The organism is Oryzibacillus soli (assembly GCF_051594765.1).
Lineage (GTDB): Bacteria > Bacillota > Bacilli > Paenibacillales > NBRC-103111 > Paenibacillus_AR.
The window spans coordinates 119,705-137,118 of sequence record NZ_JBPPGJ010000016.1; the positions used below are offsets into that span (position 1 = coordinate 119,705).

General features: G+C 57.9%; 13 protein-coding genes. 3 read left to right on the top strand and 10 right to left on the bottom strand.

The genetic code is table 11. From position 1 onward, the window contains the following. Positions 1 to 225: 225 nt before the first annotated feature. Entirely contained in the window at positions 226 to 1,719 is a 1,494-nt protein-coding gene (locus ACSEXW_RS20790) for a tagaturonate reductase (protein WP_438448091.1), read from the top strand. Between the two features lies 1 nt (position 1,720). Then, positions 1,721 to 3,214 carry a UxaA family hydrolase gene (locus ACSEXW_RS20795; protein ID WP_438448092.1) on the top strand — a complete coding sequence of 498 codons (1,494 nt, stop codon included), beginning with the start codon at positions 1,721 to 1,723 and terminating at the stop codon, positions 3,212 to 3,214. A 69-nt stretch (positions 3,215 to 3,283) separates the two neighbouring features. Here the strand turns inward: ACSEXW_RS20795 and ACSEXW_RS20800 are convergent, their stop codons facing one another. From ACSEXW_RS20800 to ACSEXW_RS20815, 4 genes are all read right to left on the bottom strand, one after another. Beyond that, positions 3,284 to 3,778 carry an SRPBCC family protein gene (locus ACSEXW_RS20800; RefSeq protein ID WP_438448093.1) on the bottom strand — a complete coding sequence of 165 codons (495 nt, stop codon included), beginning with the start codon at positions 3,776 to 3,778 and terminating at the stop codon, positions 3,284 to 3,286. 59 nt (positions 3,779 to 3,837) lie between these two features. Further along, positions 3,838 to 4,164, bottom strand: a complete 327-nt coding sequence (locus tag ACSEXW_RS20805) for an ArsR/SmtB family transcription factor (protein ID WP_438448094.1) — start codon at positions 4,162 to 4,164, stop codon at positions 3,838 to 3,840. Positions 4,165 to 4,168: 4 nt separating this feature from the next. Further along, positions 4,169 to 4,675 carry an SRPBCC family protein gene (locus ACSEXW_RS20810; protein WP_438448095.1) on the bottom strand — a complete coding sequence of 169 codons (507 nt, stop codon included), beginning with the start codon at positions 4,673 to 4,675 and terminating at the stop codon, positions 4,169 to 4,171. A 417-nt stretch (positions 4,676 to 5,092) separates the two neighbouring features. Continuing rightward, positions 5,093 to 5,761 carry a Bax inhibitor-1/YccA family protein gene (locus tag ACSEXW_RS20815; RefSeq protein WP_438448096.1) on the bottom strand — a complete coding sequence of 223 codons (669 nt, stop codon included), beginning with the start codon at positions 5,759 to 5,761 and terminating at the stop codon, positions 5,093 to 5,095. Positions 5,762 to 5,904: 143 nt separating this feature from the next. Between ACSEXW_RS20815 and ACSEXW_RS20820 the strand changes: the two genes are divergently transcribed. Next, complete coding sequence (locus tag ACSEXW_RS20820) at positions 5,905 to 6,042, top strand: hypothetical protein (protein WP_438448097.1); 138 nt, start codon at positions 5,905 to 5,907, stop codon at positions 6,040 to 6,042. Between the two features lie 77 nt (positions 6,043 to 6,119). Here the strand turns inward: ACSEXW_RS20820 and ACSEXW_RS20825 are convergent, their stop codons facing one another. The 6 genes from ACSEXW_RS20825 to ACSEXW_RS20850 all read right to left on the bottom strand — a co-directional run bounded on the left by ACSEXW_RS20825 (position 6,120) and on the right by ACSEXW_RS20850 (position 17,322). Further along, the gene (locus ACSEXW_RS20825; protein WP_438448098.1) at positions 6,120 to 10,715 is read right to left on the bottom strand and encodes a X2-like carbohydrate binding domain-containing protein; all 4,596 of its coding nucleotides are present in this window, start codon (positions 10,713 to 10,715) and stop codon (positions 6,120 to 6,122) included. Positions 10,716 to 10,728: 13 nt separating this feature from the next. Then, complete coding sequence (locus ACSEXW_RS20830) at positions 10,729 to 11,610, bottom strand: carbohydrate ABC transporter permease (RefSeq protein WP_438448099.1); 882 nt, start codon at positions 11,608 to 11,610, stop codon at positions 10,729 to 10,731. Positions 11,611 to 11,629: 19 nt separating this feature from the next. Beyond that, positions 11,630 to 12,508 (bottom strand): carbohydrate ABC transporter permease, encoded by an 879-nt coding sequence (locus tag ACSEXW_RS20835; RefSeq protein ID WP_438448100.1) that lies wholly within the window; start codon positions 12,506 to 12,508, stop codon positions 11,630 to 11,632. A 67-nt stretch (positions 12,509 to 12,575) separates the two neighbouring features. After that, on the bottom strand, positions 12,576 to 13,931 hold the full coding sequence (locus ACSEXW_RS20840) for an ABC transporter substrate-binding protein (protein WP_438448101.1): 1,356 nt from the start codon (positions 13,929 to 13,931) through the stop codon (positions 12,576 to 12,578). Between the two features lie 150 nt (positions 13,932 to 14,081). After that, positions 14,082 to 15,554: a response regulator transcription factor gene (locus ACSEXW_RS20845; RefSeq protein ID WP_438448102.1), complete on the bottom strand. Its 1,473-nt coding sequence runs from the start codon at positions 15,552 to 15,554 to the stop codon at positions 14,082 to 14,084. Then, entirely contained in the window at positions 15,526 to 17,322 is a 1,797-nt protein-coding gene (locus ACSEXW_RS20850) for a sensor histidine kinase (RefSeq protein ID WP_438448103.1), read from the bottom strand. The genes ACSEXW_RS20845 and ACSEXW_RS20850 overlap by 29 nt, the downstream gene beginning before the upstream one ends. Positions 17,323 to 17,414: the final 92 nt, after the last annotated feature.

Below are 17,414 nucleotides of genomic sequence, written 5' to 3' on the forward strand. Positions count from 1 at the left end.
CGTTACTATACACACCAGATCTGCAGCATGTCAGTCATCAGAAAAAGCAGCAGTCAGTCATCAGATCCGCATCCCGGTCAGTCATCAGATTCACAACAAGTAGTCACACGTTTGACACATACACCAATCGGTGTATGTGTTACACTTTAAATATGCACACGTGAACATTAACATAATATTCACGATGGTTGTCCGAACTTACTATTCCCAGGAGGTTATTAACCCATGACTGTTTTGAACAAGTCCCTGCTTGCCAACTATGACCAGATCGCCGCAATGCCCGAACGCGTGCTTCAATTCGGCGAAGGCAACTTCATGCGCGGCTTCGTCGATTGGATGATCCACAAGTTGAACCAGAACAACCTGTTCAACGGCCGGGTCGTTGTCGTTCAACCGATCGCCCAGGGCTTGACGAAAATGATCAATGAGCAGGACGGCCTGTACACCCTCTTGCTTCGCGGTCTCCAGAACGGACAGATCGTCGAGGAGCAGGACCTGATCTCCGCCATCAGCCGTGGCATCAACCCTTACGAAGACTTCAACGCGTATCTGGAATGTGCTAAGAATCCGGATCTGCGCTTCATTATCTCCAACACAACCGAAGCCGGCATCTCTTACTCCGCGGAGGACCGTTACGACGATGCGCCTCCGGCCTCCTTCCCGGGCAAGCTGACCGTGCTGCTGCATAAGCGTTTCACCGCCTTCAACGGCGCAGCCGACAAGGGCTTCGTCATCATCCCTTGCGAGCTCATCGACCGCAACGGCGACAACCTGAAGAAGATCGTTCTGCGTCTGGCCTCCGAATGGAACCTGGGCGCCGACTTCATCGCATGGGTGGAGAATGCCAACTACTTCCTGAATACGCTGGTGGACCGGATCGTAACCGGCTATCCGAAGGACGAGATCGCCGAGCTGACCGCCAAGCTGGGTTACGAAGACAAGATCCTGAACACCGCCGAGCCGTTCCACCTGTGGGTCATCGAAGGCGACAAGCGCTTCTCCGAGGAGCTGCCGTTCACCAAGATCGGCCTGGACGTGGTCTGGACTGACGATATGACCCCGTACCGCACCCGTAAAGTGCGCATCCTGAACGGCGCCCACACCATGACCGTGCTGGCCGCTTACCTGTACGGCCTGGATACCGTCAAGGAGTGCATGGACGATGCCAAGATCCGCAGCTTCATGGAAAAAGGCGTGTTCGACGAGATCATCCCGACCCTCGACCTGTCCGAGAAGGAGCTGCGGGACTTCGCGGCGGCAGTCACCGAGCGTTTCGCCAACCCGTTCATCCGTCACTACCTGCTCAGCATCTCGCTGAACTCGACCTCCAAGTTCAAGACGCGCGTCCTGCCGTCCGTACTGGAGTATGTGAACCGCAAGGGTCAGCTGCCGAAGGTTCTCTCCTTCTCTCTGGCCGCTCTCTTCGCCTTCTACCGCGGCACCGAGATCCGCGGCAACGTCCTGATCGGCAAGCGTCCGGCAGGCAACGAATACAACATCTCCGACGATCAGCCGGTACTTGAGCTGTTCCAATCCCTGTGGTCCAACTGTGACGGCAGCCGTGCTTGCGTAGGCCAACTGGTTAACACGCTCCTCGCCCGTACCGAGATGTGGGGTCAGAACCTGAACGAAGTCGCAGGCTTCGCCGATCTGGTCGCTGACTACCTGTTCTCCATCATCACCAAGGGCGTGGAAGAATCCTTGAAGGAAGTGCTGTAAGATGATCAAGAGCGACAAGCTGATCCAGATTAACGAACAGGATAACGTAGCTGTAGCCATGGTCCCGATCGCCGAAGGCGAGACCGTAGAGCTGGGCCAATATAAAGTCACCGCCCGTGAAGCCATCGACAAGGGTCACAAGATCGCGTTCCGCAACATCAACACCGGTGAGAACATCATCAAGTATGGCTTCCCCATCGGCCATGCCACCGCTCCGATCCAAGCCGGAGATTACATCCACACCCATAACATCAAGACCAATCTCGACGGCATCCTGGAGTACACCTACAGCCCGGCGCTCTCCCCTGAGCAGCCAAAGAAGAATGCACAGTTCATGGGCTACGTCCGCTCCAACGGCGATGTGGGCATCCGCAACGAGATCTGGATCGTCAACACCGTAGGCTGTGTGAACAAGACCTCCGACCTTCTGGCCAAAGAAGGCTCCCGCATGTTCGAGGGCCGGGTGGACGGCGTCTTCAACTTCACCCATCCCTTCGGCTGCTCTCAGATGGGCGACGACCAGACCATGACCCAGAAGATTCTGGCCGACATGGTGAAGCATCCGAATGCTGCAGGTGTTCTGGTCCTCGGCCTCGGCTGCGAGAACAACAACATTCCCGAGTTCAAGAAGCATCTGGGCGAGTACGACGAGAAGCGCGTGCGCTTCCTCTCCACCCAGGACGTCAACGACGAGGTGGAAGCCGCCCTCGAGATCATCGAGCAGCTGGTAGAGTATGCGGAGACCTTCAAGCGCCAGCCGGTGGATGCTTCCAAGCTTGTCGTCGGTCTGAAGTGCGGCGGCTCCGACGCCTTCTCCGGCATTACCGGGAACCCGCTCCTGGGCGAGTTCTCCGATACCCTGATCGCTCACGGCGGCAGCACCATCCTGACCGAGGTGCCGGAGATGTTCGGTGCCGAGACGCTCCTGATGAACCGCTGCGTGGATGAGTCCGTCTACGACAAGACCGTCAGCCTGATCAACGACTTCAAGGAATATTACATCCGCTACAACCAAGTGGTGTATGAGAATCCGTCTCCGGGCAACAAGAAGGGCGGCATCTCCACCCTGGAGGAGAAATCTCTCGGCTGCACCCAGAAGGGCGGCAGCGGCAACGTGGTTGATGTGCTTCAGTACGGTGAACGTGTGGCGAAGCCGGGCTTGAACCTGCTCCAGGGCCCGGGCAACGACATCGTAGCCGTCACCGCCTTGATGGCGGCCGGCGCCCACCTGATCCTCTTCACCACCGGCCGCGGCACGCCGGTCGGCGCTCCGGTGCCGACGATGAAGATCTCCACCAACTCGGACCTGTACAACCGCAAGCGCAACTGGATCGACTTCAATGCCGGCCAGCTGCTCGAGGGCCGCACCATGCCGGAGGTCCGCGACGAGTTCTTCCAGCACGTGCTGGACGTCGCTTCCGGCGTGAAGCAAGCCCGCAATGAAGAGAACGGCTACCGTGAGATCTCCATCTTCAAGGATGGCGTGACGCTGTAAGCCCCGTCACGAAGAAAGCCCGCATGCAGCGCCGGTCGGCGCTGCATGCGGGCTTTTGCGATTTACGACTTACAGGGTTGCCAAGTACTCGTCCAGCTTGCCGAAGGTGCCGCCGAAGCCCTGCTCCATGTTCTCCTTCATCGAGGCGTAGAACTGGGCTTCCTCCTCCGTCGCATGCAAGGGTTCGCCGCGGAGTGTGAGGACGGTCTTCCCGTTCTCCTCGGTGAAGGTGTACTCATTCAGGAGCTCCATGGGGAACACGGCGCTGAACGGCGCGCGGATCAGATTCCCAGCTTCGTCGGCGAAGCCGCTGGAGAAGACCAGGCGGTTCGGCGCTTCGATCTCCCGATAGTGGAAGATCCCGTACATCATCTGTCCGTCAGGGGTCTGCATCCCATAGTGGAATACGCCGCCCGGCCGGACATCCAGCTTCAGCACCGACAGCTCGAGGCCCTTCGGCCCCCACCAGTTCTTCAGATGCTCAGCCTGGGTGAAGGCTTGGAACACCAGCTCCTTCGGGGCGTCAATCGTACGGGTAATCACCAGTTCGGCTTGCTTGGACATGTACACACGGCTCCTCTACGGAATATTAGGTCTTCATGAAGCGGCTGTTGCCCGCTCCCTCATTCTTCCTTCTTATTCGGGGCTTGCAGCTTACGCAGGTAATCCTCCAGTCGGTCGAGCCGTTCCTCCCACAAGAACGAGAAGGAGGACACCCAGTCGTTCAGCTCCTTGAAGGGCTCGGGGCGCAGCTTATAGATCCGCCGGTTCGCCTGCGCCTCTACTTGGACCAGACCGGATTCGCTCAGGGTGCGGAGATGCTTGGAGACTTGGGGCTGGTTCAGGCCTAACCGTTCGGCGATCTCGCCAACGGTAAGGGGTCCTTGGCGCAGGAGCTCGACGATCTGCTGCCGGTGGGGTTCCCCGAGCGCGCTCAAGATCGGCTTCATCGGCTTATGCCAATAGGTCCGCCAACAGCTTCGGCAGGCTGTTCAACGTCATGGTCAGGCCATCGATCATGCCCATCCGGACCGTCGTCTTCAGGTCCTCTGCCGACTCGAAGGAGATGCGGACCTCCACCTTAGTCTTCCCGTCCGCTTCGGAGAATGTGATCGTAGCCGTGTGCTCCGGAATCCCTTCCGTCCGGTTGGCGAACTCATCTGCGAACGTGCAGCTGTACACGATCCGCTCCGGTGGCTGGATCTCCCGGAAGACCGCCAACGCCCAATGGTCCTCCCCCTCCGGCGACCTCATGCTGTAGTGCCATTGCCCGCCTGGTCGAAGATCCACCTTGCACACCGGGACCGTATAATCCCCCGGCGCCCACCACTGCGCCAGATGCTCCGGCTCCGTGAAGACCCGGAACAAAAGCTCCCGCGGCGCGTCGTAGATCCGCTCCAATACGAATTCCCGCTCCCCCACCCGTGCTTCGACCTCATCCAACGGTTCATTCCCCGGCATCTATCCAGCCTCCTTCTAGGTTCTGTACCAAATATACCTGATTGGGAATATTCCAGTCAAGGAATATTTATAATTTAGTAATGATTCGCATCTAACCACAAAGGGCCAATCGTCCGTCCGATCAACGGCACATATGCCCTTCGTTTTATCGTGCTCTCCTTCATCCGACTCGATGAAAGGCATTTATGCCGTTGATTGGGTGGGAAACCCCCTCTTTCCCTTCTATGGGGGAACAAGCGGCATATTTGCCCTTGATCTCGAACTTTGATTAATATTCGAGGTAATCAACGGCAATTATGCCTTTGACTGCAATAAAGCTTCTCACATCGTGTCCATAAGGACAACGTCCCCCCAGACAAACGATAAAAAAACAGCCGCGCCCTCCGAAGGAGAACGCGGCCTCTTGCAACACATGGATTAATCGTCCGAGGACAGGATGCCCAGAAGACGCAGCACGTACAGGAACAGGTTGATGAAGTCCAGGTACAGGCTCAGCACCGCCAGAGGAACCATCTCTTCCGCCAGGCCTTGCTTGTAGTTCGAGATGTCGTACAGGATGTAGCCGGAGAAGATCAGCACGCCCAGAACGGCGATGCCAAGGCCCAGGCCGCCGCCGAAGCCGCCGGTGAAGAGACCGACGATGCCGAAGCCGATCAGCGTGAACAAGCCGATGGTCAAGAGGCCGCCCAGGAAGCTGAAGTCCCGCTTGGAGAAGTAAGCATAGAAGGACAGCGCCGCGAAGCCACCCGTCGTGACGGAGAAGGCCGTCAGCACCAGAGAGGTGCCGCCGATGCTGGCATAATGAGCGATGGTCGGATACAGGGTGATACCGCTAATGAAGGTGAAGGTAAAGACGAAGGGCATGCCGATGGCCCGCTTGCCTCTGCGGAAGAGGAAGGCGGAGAAGATCATGATAAGCTCCACTACCACCAAGGGCAGGAACAGGGCCGGGGGCACATAGGTGCCGATAGCCGTGCCGATGAAGGATACCAGAATCGAAAGGGTGAACAGACGCATGAGCTTATGGAAGGGGGCGTTGTATTCCCTCTCCACCTCCACCGCGTTCGGGCGGGATTGAATATCCATGGACGATAACCACCTTTGGAATGAGAATTGGGTCTACCATACAGTGTATCACAAAAACCGAACGGGCTATGCCTGTTTTTGAAAGCCTTTTACATATTTCCCTCCCCGTCGGGCGAACCTATAGGAAAAAGGAGGCGCACCGTATGGCTGGAATACTCCAATGGCTCGGAGCCAACAAGCTTTCGTGGCTGCTGATTGCGGGCGTCGTCGCTGCCATCTGGTATGTCATGGACCACAGAGACAAGCTGATGCTGGACAAGTCCCCCCCGCCGAAGGAATAATGCCCTCCCCACATAAAGACGGCCCCTATCATCCGAGCCATCCGGATGTCGATAGGGGCCGCCTTATGATTAGGGCACTACTCCTGTGCCGCCGAGGCACCGGTAATGTTAATGTCTACGGTCTTATCTTCTCCGGTTGCGAAGTCCAGAGTCAAGACGGCCTTCGTGCCAGCCAACGTCGCTAGGTACGATTTGGTGATGGTCAGATATTCCTCGTAGATGGTATAATCCGTCCCCTTCACCAGCACCGACGTGCCGTTCCGGACGGCCGCCAGCCCGCTGCCCTTCTGGGACATCATGATGGTCACATCGGCCGGCGCATTCTTGTTGAAGCTGGCGGAGGCTGCGATGACTTTGGCCACGGCGGGCCGGTTATCGGCTCCGTCGTAGGCATAGCCGGTTATGGTATAGCTGCCCTTGGCAAGAGGCGCTGCGGACAGATCCAGAACCCAGTAGGTATTTTCGTTGGGATCCCGTACGGCCGGATTATAGACGACCGTGTCCTTATAGCTGTTGGACGCAACGTCCCAGTACTTGCCCGCTGCATTCTTAATGGTAATCTGGGCCTTCGTCACGTGGCTGTTATTCCCGCTTGGGTCCAGAGCAAACATCCGGATGGAGGCGGGCACGGAATCCAGCGTAACGAAACCGCCGCCTTCCACTCTTCCCAGCGGATAAGAGATTGCCGTTATAACATCACCAGGTACGTTCACCCCATTCGGCAAGGATTGCGGGACGCCGTACAGTTCCTTATACTTGGCGCCCGCCTTCGGATACTGCCCACCGCTCAACCGGCCGGTATAGGCCACGTCCGAATCCCAGAGCGTCTGCTGGACCACCTTGTTCACCTTGAACCACTTGTACAGCATCTCCACCATGTAGGGCGAATCGCCGGCCGAATTGCCGCCCACTCCCCATTCCGAATAAGCCATGGGCTTGTGATGAGCCTTGGCGAACTCCCGGTGCCAGATCAAGCCGTACGGACGGGTCAGCAGGAATTGGAACCGTTCAATGGTGTCTGTCACATGACTCCATACCGTCTCATCGTAGACGTCCATCCCGATGATATCGACATAATCGTCACCCGGATAAGCCAGGTCCGGATAGTACTTCCGGGGATCGCCGACATTCGCGCACCACTCGATGCGGAACTTGGGGGATACCTCCTTGAACGACTTGTAGAACTGCCGCCAGGCCCCGATGAAGTCCTGGGTCTTCTTCAATTGATTCTCCCCAGGCTTGGCAACGGTCCCCCACGGGAACCAGTCCGCGTTGAATTCCCAGGCGGTCCGGATGTGGATCTCGTCATAGCCCTTGTCTTGGACGAAGTTGTAGATGGTCTGGGCGACTTGCTTGTAATACTCGTTGTATTTGCCCCTTGCCGCATCATCCAGGTTGGAGTCCTTGATGAACGGCTTGGTTGCCTTCGGAATCAGGGACACCGACCACAGCACCTTGTTGTCCATCTTGCTCCAGTTGGTGTTAATGATCCACGGCTCGGATTGGACGAAATCGTCCCAGCTGGTGTTGCCGTTATAGCCCAGCACCTCCACGTCAGGATTGCCAAGCCAGGTCTCGAATTGATTGACCGCCGTATAATCGTTGCCGATGTATACCCCGGTGATCATGGGCCGCTCCGGAATATCCCTGTAGGCGGGCCCATACGTCGGCTTCGGTACGATCTTGATATAATCCAGCGTCAGCGGAGTATCGCCATCATCGAAGCGGACGGCCACCTTCGCGCCGACAGGTACCGGTACATAGACGCTCATTTCCTTATAGGAGCCCTTGCCATTCAGCTGATAGGTCGTGTCGAAATTCAGATCCGTCCGCACATCATTGACGTACAGACCGATCTTGCCCCGGGACAGCGCGGCGTACCCGATCGCCACTTCATCTCCCTCGACGGGGCTGTAGGCGATGACCCGATCCCCAGGCTGCTTGATCCCGGCAACGGTCATCCCCCCCGAGGCATAAGAATCGCTGGCGACGGTGCCCGATCCCGCTCTCGTCAGTGTCTCGGCCTCAAAGTTGTAGTAGACCCGGATGCAATCCACGGCAAGGGCGGAATCCCCCGGATCGACCTGCAGCTTGACGGTCGCACCTTTGGGAATGGTCAGGGCGCCCACAGCATCCGCATAAGCTTCATCGCTTCCCAGCCATGCACCGGTGCTGCCGAAGATGATGCTGCCTCGCTTGGCTCCGTTGACGTACACGCTGATCTGTCCGCCTGCGGCTTGGGCATTGGCGTAACGCAGACCCAAGGTATTGCCGCCTTCCACATTGGTGAAGGTGATGGAATCCCCCACTTCATCCAAGCCGGTGACGACACGCCCATTGGAGGCGAAGGAGTCAGCCTCCACCGTCCCGCCGGTGATGGTCCCCCGCTCCGCCTGATAAGCGGACCAGCCGCCTTTGGGTGGCAGCGTAAACAGCACGTCGATGGGTACATCCTGTGGAGCTCCGCTTGCGAACTCGAAGGTTAGGGTGCGGAGACCCTTGGGAAAGTGGGTGCTCATGTAGCTTTTCTTGATGGTCACCGCATTGCCGAGAACCGAATAATCCGTTCCGGCAGCCAGCGTGGCCCCTGCATACTTGATGGCCTTCAAAGGAGTCGCCGCTTGGTCCTGCATCAAGGTGAATGTAATATCGCTCTGATAGGCCGGGGCCAGGTCGAATTCCGACTTGTTCGGCGTTACGATCACCTCTCCCGTCTTCCACAGGTAAGCGGAGTGAGAGCCTGCCGAGGAGCTGTCCCGGTGGGTCCAGCCCGTCATATCGCCAGTTTCGAAATTCCCGTTGCGGACGAGGTTCGGACCGACCGGATTCCCCTGAATATCCACCTCGAACAAGCTGATATCGTCGATGAACAGAACGGCGCCGTTATTCGCCGGATCCTTCATCAGGAAGATCACTGTCGAGGTATCATTGCTGGTGAAATCACCGGCGAAGGTGACGGTCTTCCAATCGGGAGTCGCCGTGAACCAAGCAGCCGAACGGGGGTCGGCGCTAATGACGTCGGGATTGGGACTCACGAAATCCGGGAGCCAGCCTGAGGGGAAGAGCTTGGCGGCCACTTTTCCCTCTCCCCGGATCTTCACGCTGAACCGGTACTTGGTCCCGTCGGTCTTCAGACCGGTGACAGCCTGGTAAGGGCCGCTGTTAATGACGTTGTTCTGAACCTGCTTCAAGACGTAATTGCCGAGCACCGGTCTGGAATCCGATACGGTGATGCCGAGAGCCCGGTCCGCCCCTTGATCAAAATCAAAGGTCAGCGTAGTCTGTCCCACAGCCAGCGTATCCAGATAGCTCGTCTGCAGAGTGACGGCGGTGCCGTTCGTCACGGTGTAATCCGTATTCTCCTTCAAGGGGAACGAGCCGTTCTTGATCGCGTTCAGATGATTGCCGTTCAGCGCCATCGTCACCTGGATCGGCTCATGATTGGAGGAAGCCGCCGGATTCTTATCGTACTTCGCCGACACGGGCGCAATGTCCGAGCTGGGCGTAGAAGAATCCACAATCGACAAGGCCAGCGTCCGGTCCAGTCCTTTGTTGAAATCGAAGATCAGGCTGGCGGACCCGAGGGGAAGGGTGGCCAAGTAAGCTTTCTTGATGGTCACGGTATTCCCGGATACGGTATAGTCCGTACCCGCCGTCAACGGGAGGATCCCATATTTCACCGCCGACAAGGTGTTGCCGCTCTCCGAAATGGTTACGCTTACATCTTGTTGAAGCCCCAATGCCTTATCGAAGGTGGCGGATGTGGGGGAGATGTACGAATTGCTGTCGGATTCGTCATTGATGGTCATCTTGCTGCCGAAGACGCTCCAACCCGTAGTCCCGCTCTCGAAGCCCGGATTGGTCAGCTTGTTCACACCGCCCTCCAGACCCAGGAACACATCGTCTATGTAGCAGGATTTGCCGACGCCGATGTTCGTATTCTTGAACTCCACGAATACTTTACCAGTGTTCCTTAAGGGGAACTTCCACTTGAGCTGTACCCACTTGCCTACTTCCTCCGGCTTGACCTTGAACCAGGTGGAGGTCTCCGTCAGCGCCTTGTCGGTCATGGTCCCACCCGGATAGGTGAGGGGGAGGTGTGAGGACTCCGAGAACACATACTTGGTTCCGTTGGTGTTCGTATCCGTCAGCTTCACGATCATCTGGCTGTCGGCACTCTCCATCTTGATCCACGCGCTGAATACGAGCTCCGTGCCTTCCGGCTCGGTTACAGCCACCGTCCTGCTGTAGGAATGGTTGGAGTCGATGAAGTCGGTCCGAAGCGATTTTAACCCGGAGCGAACATTCGCCGTCGGAACGTCCTTCACGTTGATCAGCACGTTCTGCTGCGTTACCGACCCACCACCGTAAGCGGCGAAGGTCACGGTATAGGGACCCGCTTGCTCATAGCCGGGCAGCCAGTTGAACAGTCCGGTCGTCTGATTGAAGGCTGCCCCTTCGGGCAGCCCGCTTGCCTTGTACGTTACCGCACCGCCGCTCGGCTCGTCGGCATGAACCGTAAACCCTAACGAGGTCCCCTCGTCCACCTGCTTGTCGGTCAAGCCGGTGAAGACCGGGGCTGCTGCGAATGCCGAACCCGCCGGCAGCAGGATCGCCACCAGCAGGATCAGTGCGCAGAACAATGAAACGGCTCTTCTTAACGTGGCATTCATTCGAACTCTCCCTTCATCCTTTTACTGCCGTACTCGAAAACCCTTGAATGATATACTTCTGGCCGAAGAAGAAAACCAGCAGGAGCGGAATCACCGCTGCCGTCGCCGCAGCCATCATCAGATTGTAATCCACCCCGTTTTCTTGCATGAAATTCTGCATTCCCAGCGGAACCGTGAACAGCTTCTTGTTGGTTAAGAAGATAAGCGGATTCTCATAATCGTTCCACGTCCAAGTGAAATCGATGATGGCGAAGGTGGCCAGCACCGGCTTGGAGAGAGGCAGGAACAATTGCGTGAAGATCCGGAAGTGACCCGCACCATCCATAAAAGCAGCCTCCGAAATTTCGTGCGGAATGCTCATGAACCATTGGCGTATCAGGAATACGCCGAACACCGTGAATAACCCGGGTAGGATCAAGGCCCACTGCGTATTGTAGATGTGCATCTTGGTAAACATGATGAACTTCGGTACGAACAGCACCTGCTGTGGAATCATCATCAGGGACAGGTAGAGCAGGAAGATCGTCTGGCGTCCGCGGAAGTCGATCTTGGCGAAGCCGTAGGCCGCCATCGCAGCCAGAAGGGGCGTCAAGACCATCAGCACCAGCGAGATCTTCAGAGAATTGAGATAATACAGCAGGAACCCGTCCCCTTGGGTCCACACGACCACGTGATTATGCAGAATCGGGTGGCTGGGGATCCATTCGATGGGGTACGCGAATACGTCCATCGGAGGTTTGAACGACGTGCTGATCATCCAGAGCAAGGGAGCGAGCAGCAAGAGACTCAACAGAGCCATGACAAGGGTCGTGACGGTTTTGTGCATCCGTTCCTTCAAGTACAACGGGCTTGCAACCCGCTTGCGGTCAACCAACGGTGTGGTTCCGGCATCCATGGCAACTCCTCCTTTCCGGTTAATAGTGAACCCATTTTTTCTGGCCGATCCATTGGACCATCGTGATGGCGAGGATGAAGGCGAACATGATCCAGGATACCGCCGAGGCATAGCCCATCTCGTAGAACATGAACGCTTTCTTGTAGGCATAGATGGAGAAGAGCATCGTGCTGTTGGCGGGTCCGCCTTGGGTGATGGAATAGATCATGCCGAAGCTCTTGACCGCGCCGATGAAGCCGGTGATCAGCAGGAAGAAGGTGGTGGGGCTGACCAGCGGGAAGATGATGCGCCGGACCGTCGTCCAGAAGCGGGCGCCGTCCATCTTGGCGGATTCCAGCAGCTCCGGGGATATCTCCTGCAGTGCGGCAAGGAAGATGATCATGCAGTATCCGATGCCTCCCGCCACGTTCATGATGAGGACGGAGTAGATGGCCGTATCCGGCGAAGCGAACCACCGGGGGGGCTGCTCCACCCCGAACGCATGCAGCATGGCATTGATCGGCCCGTCCGTCGGCTGGAACAGCACCATCCACACATAGGCGACGGCGATGCCGCTGGTAATATGGGGGGCGAAGAAGGCGGCCCGCAATATTTTCTGAAAGTAGACCCGGTTGTTCAGCAGGACGGCAATCAGGAAGCCCAGGACCGTGGAGATCGGGACCGGCACGAGGACCAGCAGCGTATTCTTCAAGGACAGATAGAACAGCTCATCCTGGAACATGGTGCTGAAGTTGCGGAGACCGATAAAATGCGGCGCTTGGCCGCTTGCGAACACCCAATCCGTAAACATCAGATAGAAGGAGAATAGGGCCGGAACCAACAGGAAGATGGACATTCCGATAAAATTCGGGGCTATGAATACGTACCCCAGTAGCCGTTGGCGTCTCATCCAACTCATGACTGCTCGCCGCCTTTCGTCAGAGAGGGGAAGCCCGGCGGTGCCAGTCTCCCCCTCCCTCCTGCGCTTATTTGCTTGCTTTGAGATTCTCGTTGTGCGCTTGGGTCAGCTGCTTCGCCGCTTCTTCCGCGCTCGCAATCTTCTGGGAGTAATACTTGTCGTAGACCGCCTTCTGGTCCTCTCCCGTCTTCTTATCCAGCTGGCCCAGCCCAAGCGGCAGATTCCCGAACATGACCCGCTTCACCGACTCCAGGTCGTAGGTGTTCTCCACGCCCTCGAACATCAGCTTGGCGACGTTATCCTTGTTGAAGTCCTTGGAGGCGGGAATCCGCCCTCCTCTCGCAAGGGGCAGCATGCCTTCGTCCGCATACCACTTCACGAACTGCCACGCTTCTTCCTTGTACTTCGATTTGGCGTTGATGGAGAGCACGTCGCCCAGTCCGCCCGCATTGATATAATCGGCCTGATCCTTGAACACCTTAGGCGCCGGAGCCGCCGCCACCTTGAAGGTTCTCGGGTAATCCTTCACATTGTTGGTCGTCCGGAACACCTGCTGCGTGGAGAACAGCATGGCCGTCTGGCCCTTGACGAACATCTGGTCGATGGCCGGCTTGGAGGTCAGCTGCTCCGAGTGCGGCATCAAGGATTTGTCCGTGAACATCATGTCGTAGTAGGTCTGCAGCGTCTTGGGAACAGCCGGGGAATCGAATCCGGAGGTGCCGTCCGCCTTCACCAGCTTGGGGCTTGCCTTGAGCAGGGAGCCGGTAATCGGTACGGTAAAATAATAATCGGTCTGCGCCAGGCCCCAGCCCTTATCCACCTTCAGCTTCTTGGCGTACTCGCGCATCTCGTCGATGGTCCAATCCGTCGGAACCTGAAGGCCCTTGGCATCCAGCATATCCTTATTCAGCCATACGAACGAGAGGCCCTTGTTCGTCGGAACGCCGTAGTACTTGCCGTCGACCTTCCAGGTCGTGGCGCCGATGCCCATTTTGTCATCCACGCTGTAATCCTTGAAGGTGCTCAGGTCCAGTGCGGTGCCGGCCTTGATGCGCTTCTCATACAGGTCGAAGGCGTAGCTCATATATAAGTCCACCTGCTGGCCGGATGCCATCATCGTATCCAGCTTCAGGTTGCCCGCGTCATCATTCACGAACCGCTCGTAGGAAACCTGGATCTCGGGATGCTGCTTGTTCCAGTTGTCGACCGCCTCCTGGGGGCCGTTCTCCGGCGGCACTCCGCCCCACATCACGAGCTTGACCGGATCCTTCTTCGGCGCGGTTGTGGCTGCGGCCGTCGGGGAGGCGGAGCTGGCCGGGGAGGCGGCGGAATCCTTCTTCTCTTCTTCCTTGGTGCAGCCTGCGAACGCGGTCAAGGCGATGCAGGCGGATAAGCTGACGGTTACCGATTTTGCGATTTTCATAGGTTATGGACCTCCTCGCTTTGTAGCTTCACTATACCATTGGTCCGAAAGGCGGACGTAGGGTCAAATCTTATGAATCCATAGGAGAAAACCGAGAAGTTGGCCGAAAATGAAAAACGCCCGCCGTCATGCGGCAGGCGTAGGCGACCTTTAGGTCGAGGTGGCCGGCGTACACCGCTTGCGGTAAGCGCCGGGGGTTTCGTTCATCATGCGTTTGAAGATCTTGATGAAATAAGCTTCGTCCGTGAAGCCGACCCTGCCCGTGATCTCCGATACCGGCTCCGCCGTATTCACCAGCAGCTCGCAGGCACGCTCGATCCGGACCCGGTGCAGAAAGTGGATCAAGGTCATCCCCGTCTTCTTCTTGAACAAATTGCTCAAGTAATCCTCGTGTACCGCCATGATGCGGGCCATGTCCTTCACCGTCAGATTGTCCCCGTAGTGCTCCAGCACATAGCGGACCGCGGCATTGACCACGGGATGATCGGTGACGAGCTCCCGCTCCGCCAGCCGGGCCCCCGCCCACTCCTCCACCTGCCGAAGGAGCTCCCGGAACAGCTCCTCATGCGTCATCCCGCACAGGCTCCCCTCCTCGGCGGAGGCCGGCTTCCAGAGACGCTCCATCCGCTTCTTCAGGTAGCGAGCCGACAGCAGAACCGTAGAGGCGGGCAATTGCAGCTCCCTCATGGTATCACGCAGCTGCTCCAGCAGCTCTCGGGCCTGCTCCAGCCTCTGAAGCTGCAGGGCTTGCAGATAGGCCTCCTCCTCGCTCCACAGGTAGATCCCGTCGCCGTCCAGCTCATATGCCTCCTGCCCGGCGGCCAGCCTCCGCCCCCTTGGGGTACCGTCGGCATCCATTCCATACCATACCCGGTCCAGCCGCTCCAGCAGTTCTCTCCACATGGCGGACAAGCTGCCGGGGGACCCCCGGGGCGACAGCACCACGGCAGGCACCATATCCATGCAGCGCCATTCGCCCGCCTCTCCTTGCTCGGCGAACCAATGGACGCGGACCGTGATTCCCGCCCGTTTCAGCTCCTGGGATAGGTCCCCCTCCTGCATATCTGACCGCTCCGGCAAGGAAGGATAGGCAGTCCCTCCGTGGAGTATGCCCTGCAGCTGAACCTGACGGCCCATATAGAAGGGGGGCAGCTCCTCGGCCGGAGATGGAGCGGAACGGTTCTCCGCCCTCCTCCAGATCTCATCCAACCAAGCGGACATCCGGCTCGCGGCGAAGGCTCTCGACTTTTCCAATTCGGCCGTAATCTTGTCCAGCGCTCTGCGGAGCTGCTCGTCGCTTAAGCTCAGCTTCAGCAAATAATTGGACGCGCCATGCTCGACCGCCTCCCGCGCGTATTCGAATTCTCCCATGCAGGTCAGCATGAGGAACCGGCACTCGTAGCCCTCCGAGCGGGCCTGCTTCAAGAGCGTAATGCCGTCCATAACCGGCATGACGATATCCGCAATGACCACATCCGGACGATGCTCCCGTATGAACGTCATGGCCTGGTGTCCGTCCGCCGCTTCGCCGATGACCCGGTACCCGTACGATTCCCAATCCACGGTCTGCCTGATGGATTCCCTTACGATATCTTCATCTTCCACGATTAAGATCGTCCACATCGGTCTCGCCCTCCCCGTAAGGCTTGGATATGAGCAGCGGAATCCGGACGGAGGCCCTCGTTCCCTGCTCCAGAGGGAGCAGCAGAATCTCTGCATCCGTCTTGAACAGCAGCTGCAGGCGCTCCCGCAGATTGGCGAGCCCGATGCCCGAGCTCTTCCTGGGCCTCGGCACTTGGCGGGCCGCCTCCATTCCCACTCCGTCATCCTCCACTTCCATCAGCAGCATGCCTCCGTCGGCCCGGATCCGGACGGTAATCAAGCCCTTGCGCCCCAACGGACCGATGCCATGTTGGATGGCGTTCTCCACCAGAGGCTGAAGGCTGAACTTGGGGACGATGGCATATTCAACCGTCGCGTCCAGCTCGTAGAGGACCTCGAACCGGTTCTGGAACCGGTTCTGCTGGATCGTCACGTAAGCCCGGAGCAGCTCCAGCTCCTGCTTGATCAGCGCCATATCCGTTTCCGTATCCAGACCGGCCTCGAGCAGCAGCCCCAGCGAGACGCAGATATCCGAGATCTGCTCCTGCTGATTGCGGCGGGCGATCCACTTGACCACATTGAGCGTATTCAACAGAAAATGGGGGTTCATCTGCATCAGGAGCACCTGGAACCGGACCGCCTGCTTCTGGCGCTCCTCCTCCTTCAGCTTGCGGATTAAGAGCTGGATGTCGTCCATCATGGAGTTGAAGCTGCCCGTCAGGGACAGGACCTCCCCGGACCATCCGGAGGAGGGGGTGATGCGGATGTCCAGCTTGTTCGAGGCCGCCGCGGTCATCTGCCTCTGCAGCTTGGACAGCGGCCGGGTGGTCCGCACGGCGACCAGATAGATGACGGCGGCGAACAGGCAGACGAAGACCCCGAAGGCCGACATGAACCAGAACCGCAGACGGTAGATATCCCGGTACACCTCATGCAGCGGCACCTCGGAGATGAAATACCACTGGAGGGTATCCATATACCGGTAGGTGATAAGCTTGCCCGTCCCGGCATCCGCAAAGTAGCCGTCCGCCTCGCCGGAATCCGCCATTCTGCGGAAGAGGCTCGGCTCCAACGAGGTGCCGTCAGCCATAAAGATGGATTCTCCCCTGCCATTCAAGACGATCAGATCCTGCCCGGCGGTTGCGTTCTTGGCCAGCTGCTTCGAGAGCCACTGCCGGTAATCGATGCTGATTCGTGCGATTCCATAAGGGTCGCCTCCCAAGCTGTCGAACCGGGAATAGAGGGAGAGCAGCCGGGCTCCGGCTACCGTGCCCACGTCATTCTCGTCATCCGGCACCCATTCATACACGGCGCGGGCATCCGCCAACCGTTTGATCCATTGTCCGGCGTAATCCTTGGAATGGATAAGCTGGGTCAGGGGCATATACGAGGTGTAGCTGTTGCCGGACAGATCGGTCAGCCGGAAATAGAGGTCGGTATCGGAGAGCACGAAGCTGTTGTTGATGCCGAACAGCTTGCTCTCCATGATCTTCTTCCGGTCCAGGCGGTCATACTGCTCCGGGTGCCGCATCATCGCGTAGACGCTCTCGTCCTGATTCAGAAGAATGCTGGACTTGTAGGCCAGTCCCATCAATTCCTCGAAGGAACGGGTAATCTGCTGCTGCTGCCCCGACATCCGCAGGGTCACATCGTTCAGATGATCGGCCTCCATGCGGTGGAACAGATAGTAAAAGGCGAAGCTTGCAGGTAGCAGCACCAGCAAGATGTAGGTGACGAATAACCGGTTGCGAAGCGTGGTTGGGATCAGCCTGATCTTGGCACGAAGCATGGCCCACCGACCTTTCTTCCGTCCATGTACAAGGTCATGTTCGACGGGACCGCTCTTTTTCCTGCTGAATGGAAAAAAAGGGCATTCCCGGA

Coding starts and splice junctions, on each gene's coding strand:
- ACSEXW_RS20820 (WP_438448097.1), top strand. CDS start 5,905: ATGGCTGGAATACTCCAATGGCTCGGAGCCAACAAGCTTTCGTGGCTG.
- ACSEXW_RS20835 (WP_438448100.1), bottom strand. CDS start 12,508: ATGAGTTGGATGAGACGCCAACGGCTACTGGGGTACGTATTCATAGCC.
- ACSEXW_RS20825 (WP_438448098.1), bottom strand. CDS start 10,715: ATGAATGCCACGTTAAGAAGAGCCGTTTCATTGTTCTGCGCACTGATC.
- ACSEXW_RS20790 (WP_438448091.1), top strand. CDS start 226: ATGACTGTTTTGAACAAGTCCCTGCTTGCCAACTATGACCAGATCGCC.
- ACSEXW_RS20805 (WP_438448094.1), bottom strand. CDS start 4,164: ATGAAGCCGATCTTGAGCGCGCTCGGGGAACCCCACCGGCAGCAGATC.
- ACSEXW_RS20795 (WP_438448092.1), top strand. CDS start 1,721: ATGATCAAGAGCGACAAGCTGATCCAGATTAACGAACAGGATAACGTA.
- ACSEXW_RS20845 (WP_438448102.1), bottom strand. CDS start 15,554: ATGTGGACGATCTTAATCGTGGAAGATGAAGATATCGTAAGGGAATCC.
- ACSEXW_RS20810 (WP_438448095.1), bottom strand. CDS start 4,675: ATGCCGGGGAATGAACCGTTGGATGAGGTCGAAGCACGGGTGGGGGAG.
- ACSEXW_RS20830 (WP_438448099.1), bottom strand. CDS start 11,610: ATGGATGCCGGAACCACACCGTTGGTTGACCGCAAGCGGGTTGCAAGC.
- ACSEXW_RS20800 (WP_438448093.1), bottom strand. CDS start 3,778: ATGTCCAAGCAAGCCGAACTGGTGATTACCCGTACGATTGACGCCCCG.
- ACSEXW_RS20815 (WP_438448096.1), bottom strand. CDS start 5,761: ATGGATATTCAATCCCGCCCGAACGCGGTGGAGGTGGAGAGGGAATAC.
- ACSEXW_RS20840 (WP_438448101.1), bottom strand. CDS start 13,931: ATGAAAATCGCAAAATCGGTAACCGTCAGCTTATCCGCCTGCATCGCC.
- ACSEXW_RS20850 (WP_438448103.1), bottom strand. CDS start 17,322: ATGCTTCGTGCCAAGATCAGGCTGATCCCAACCACGCTTCGCAACCGG.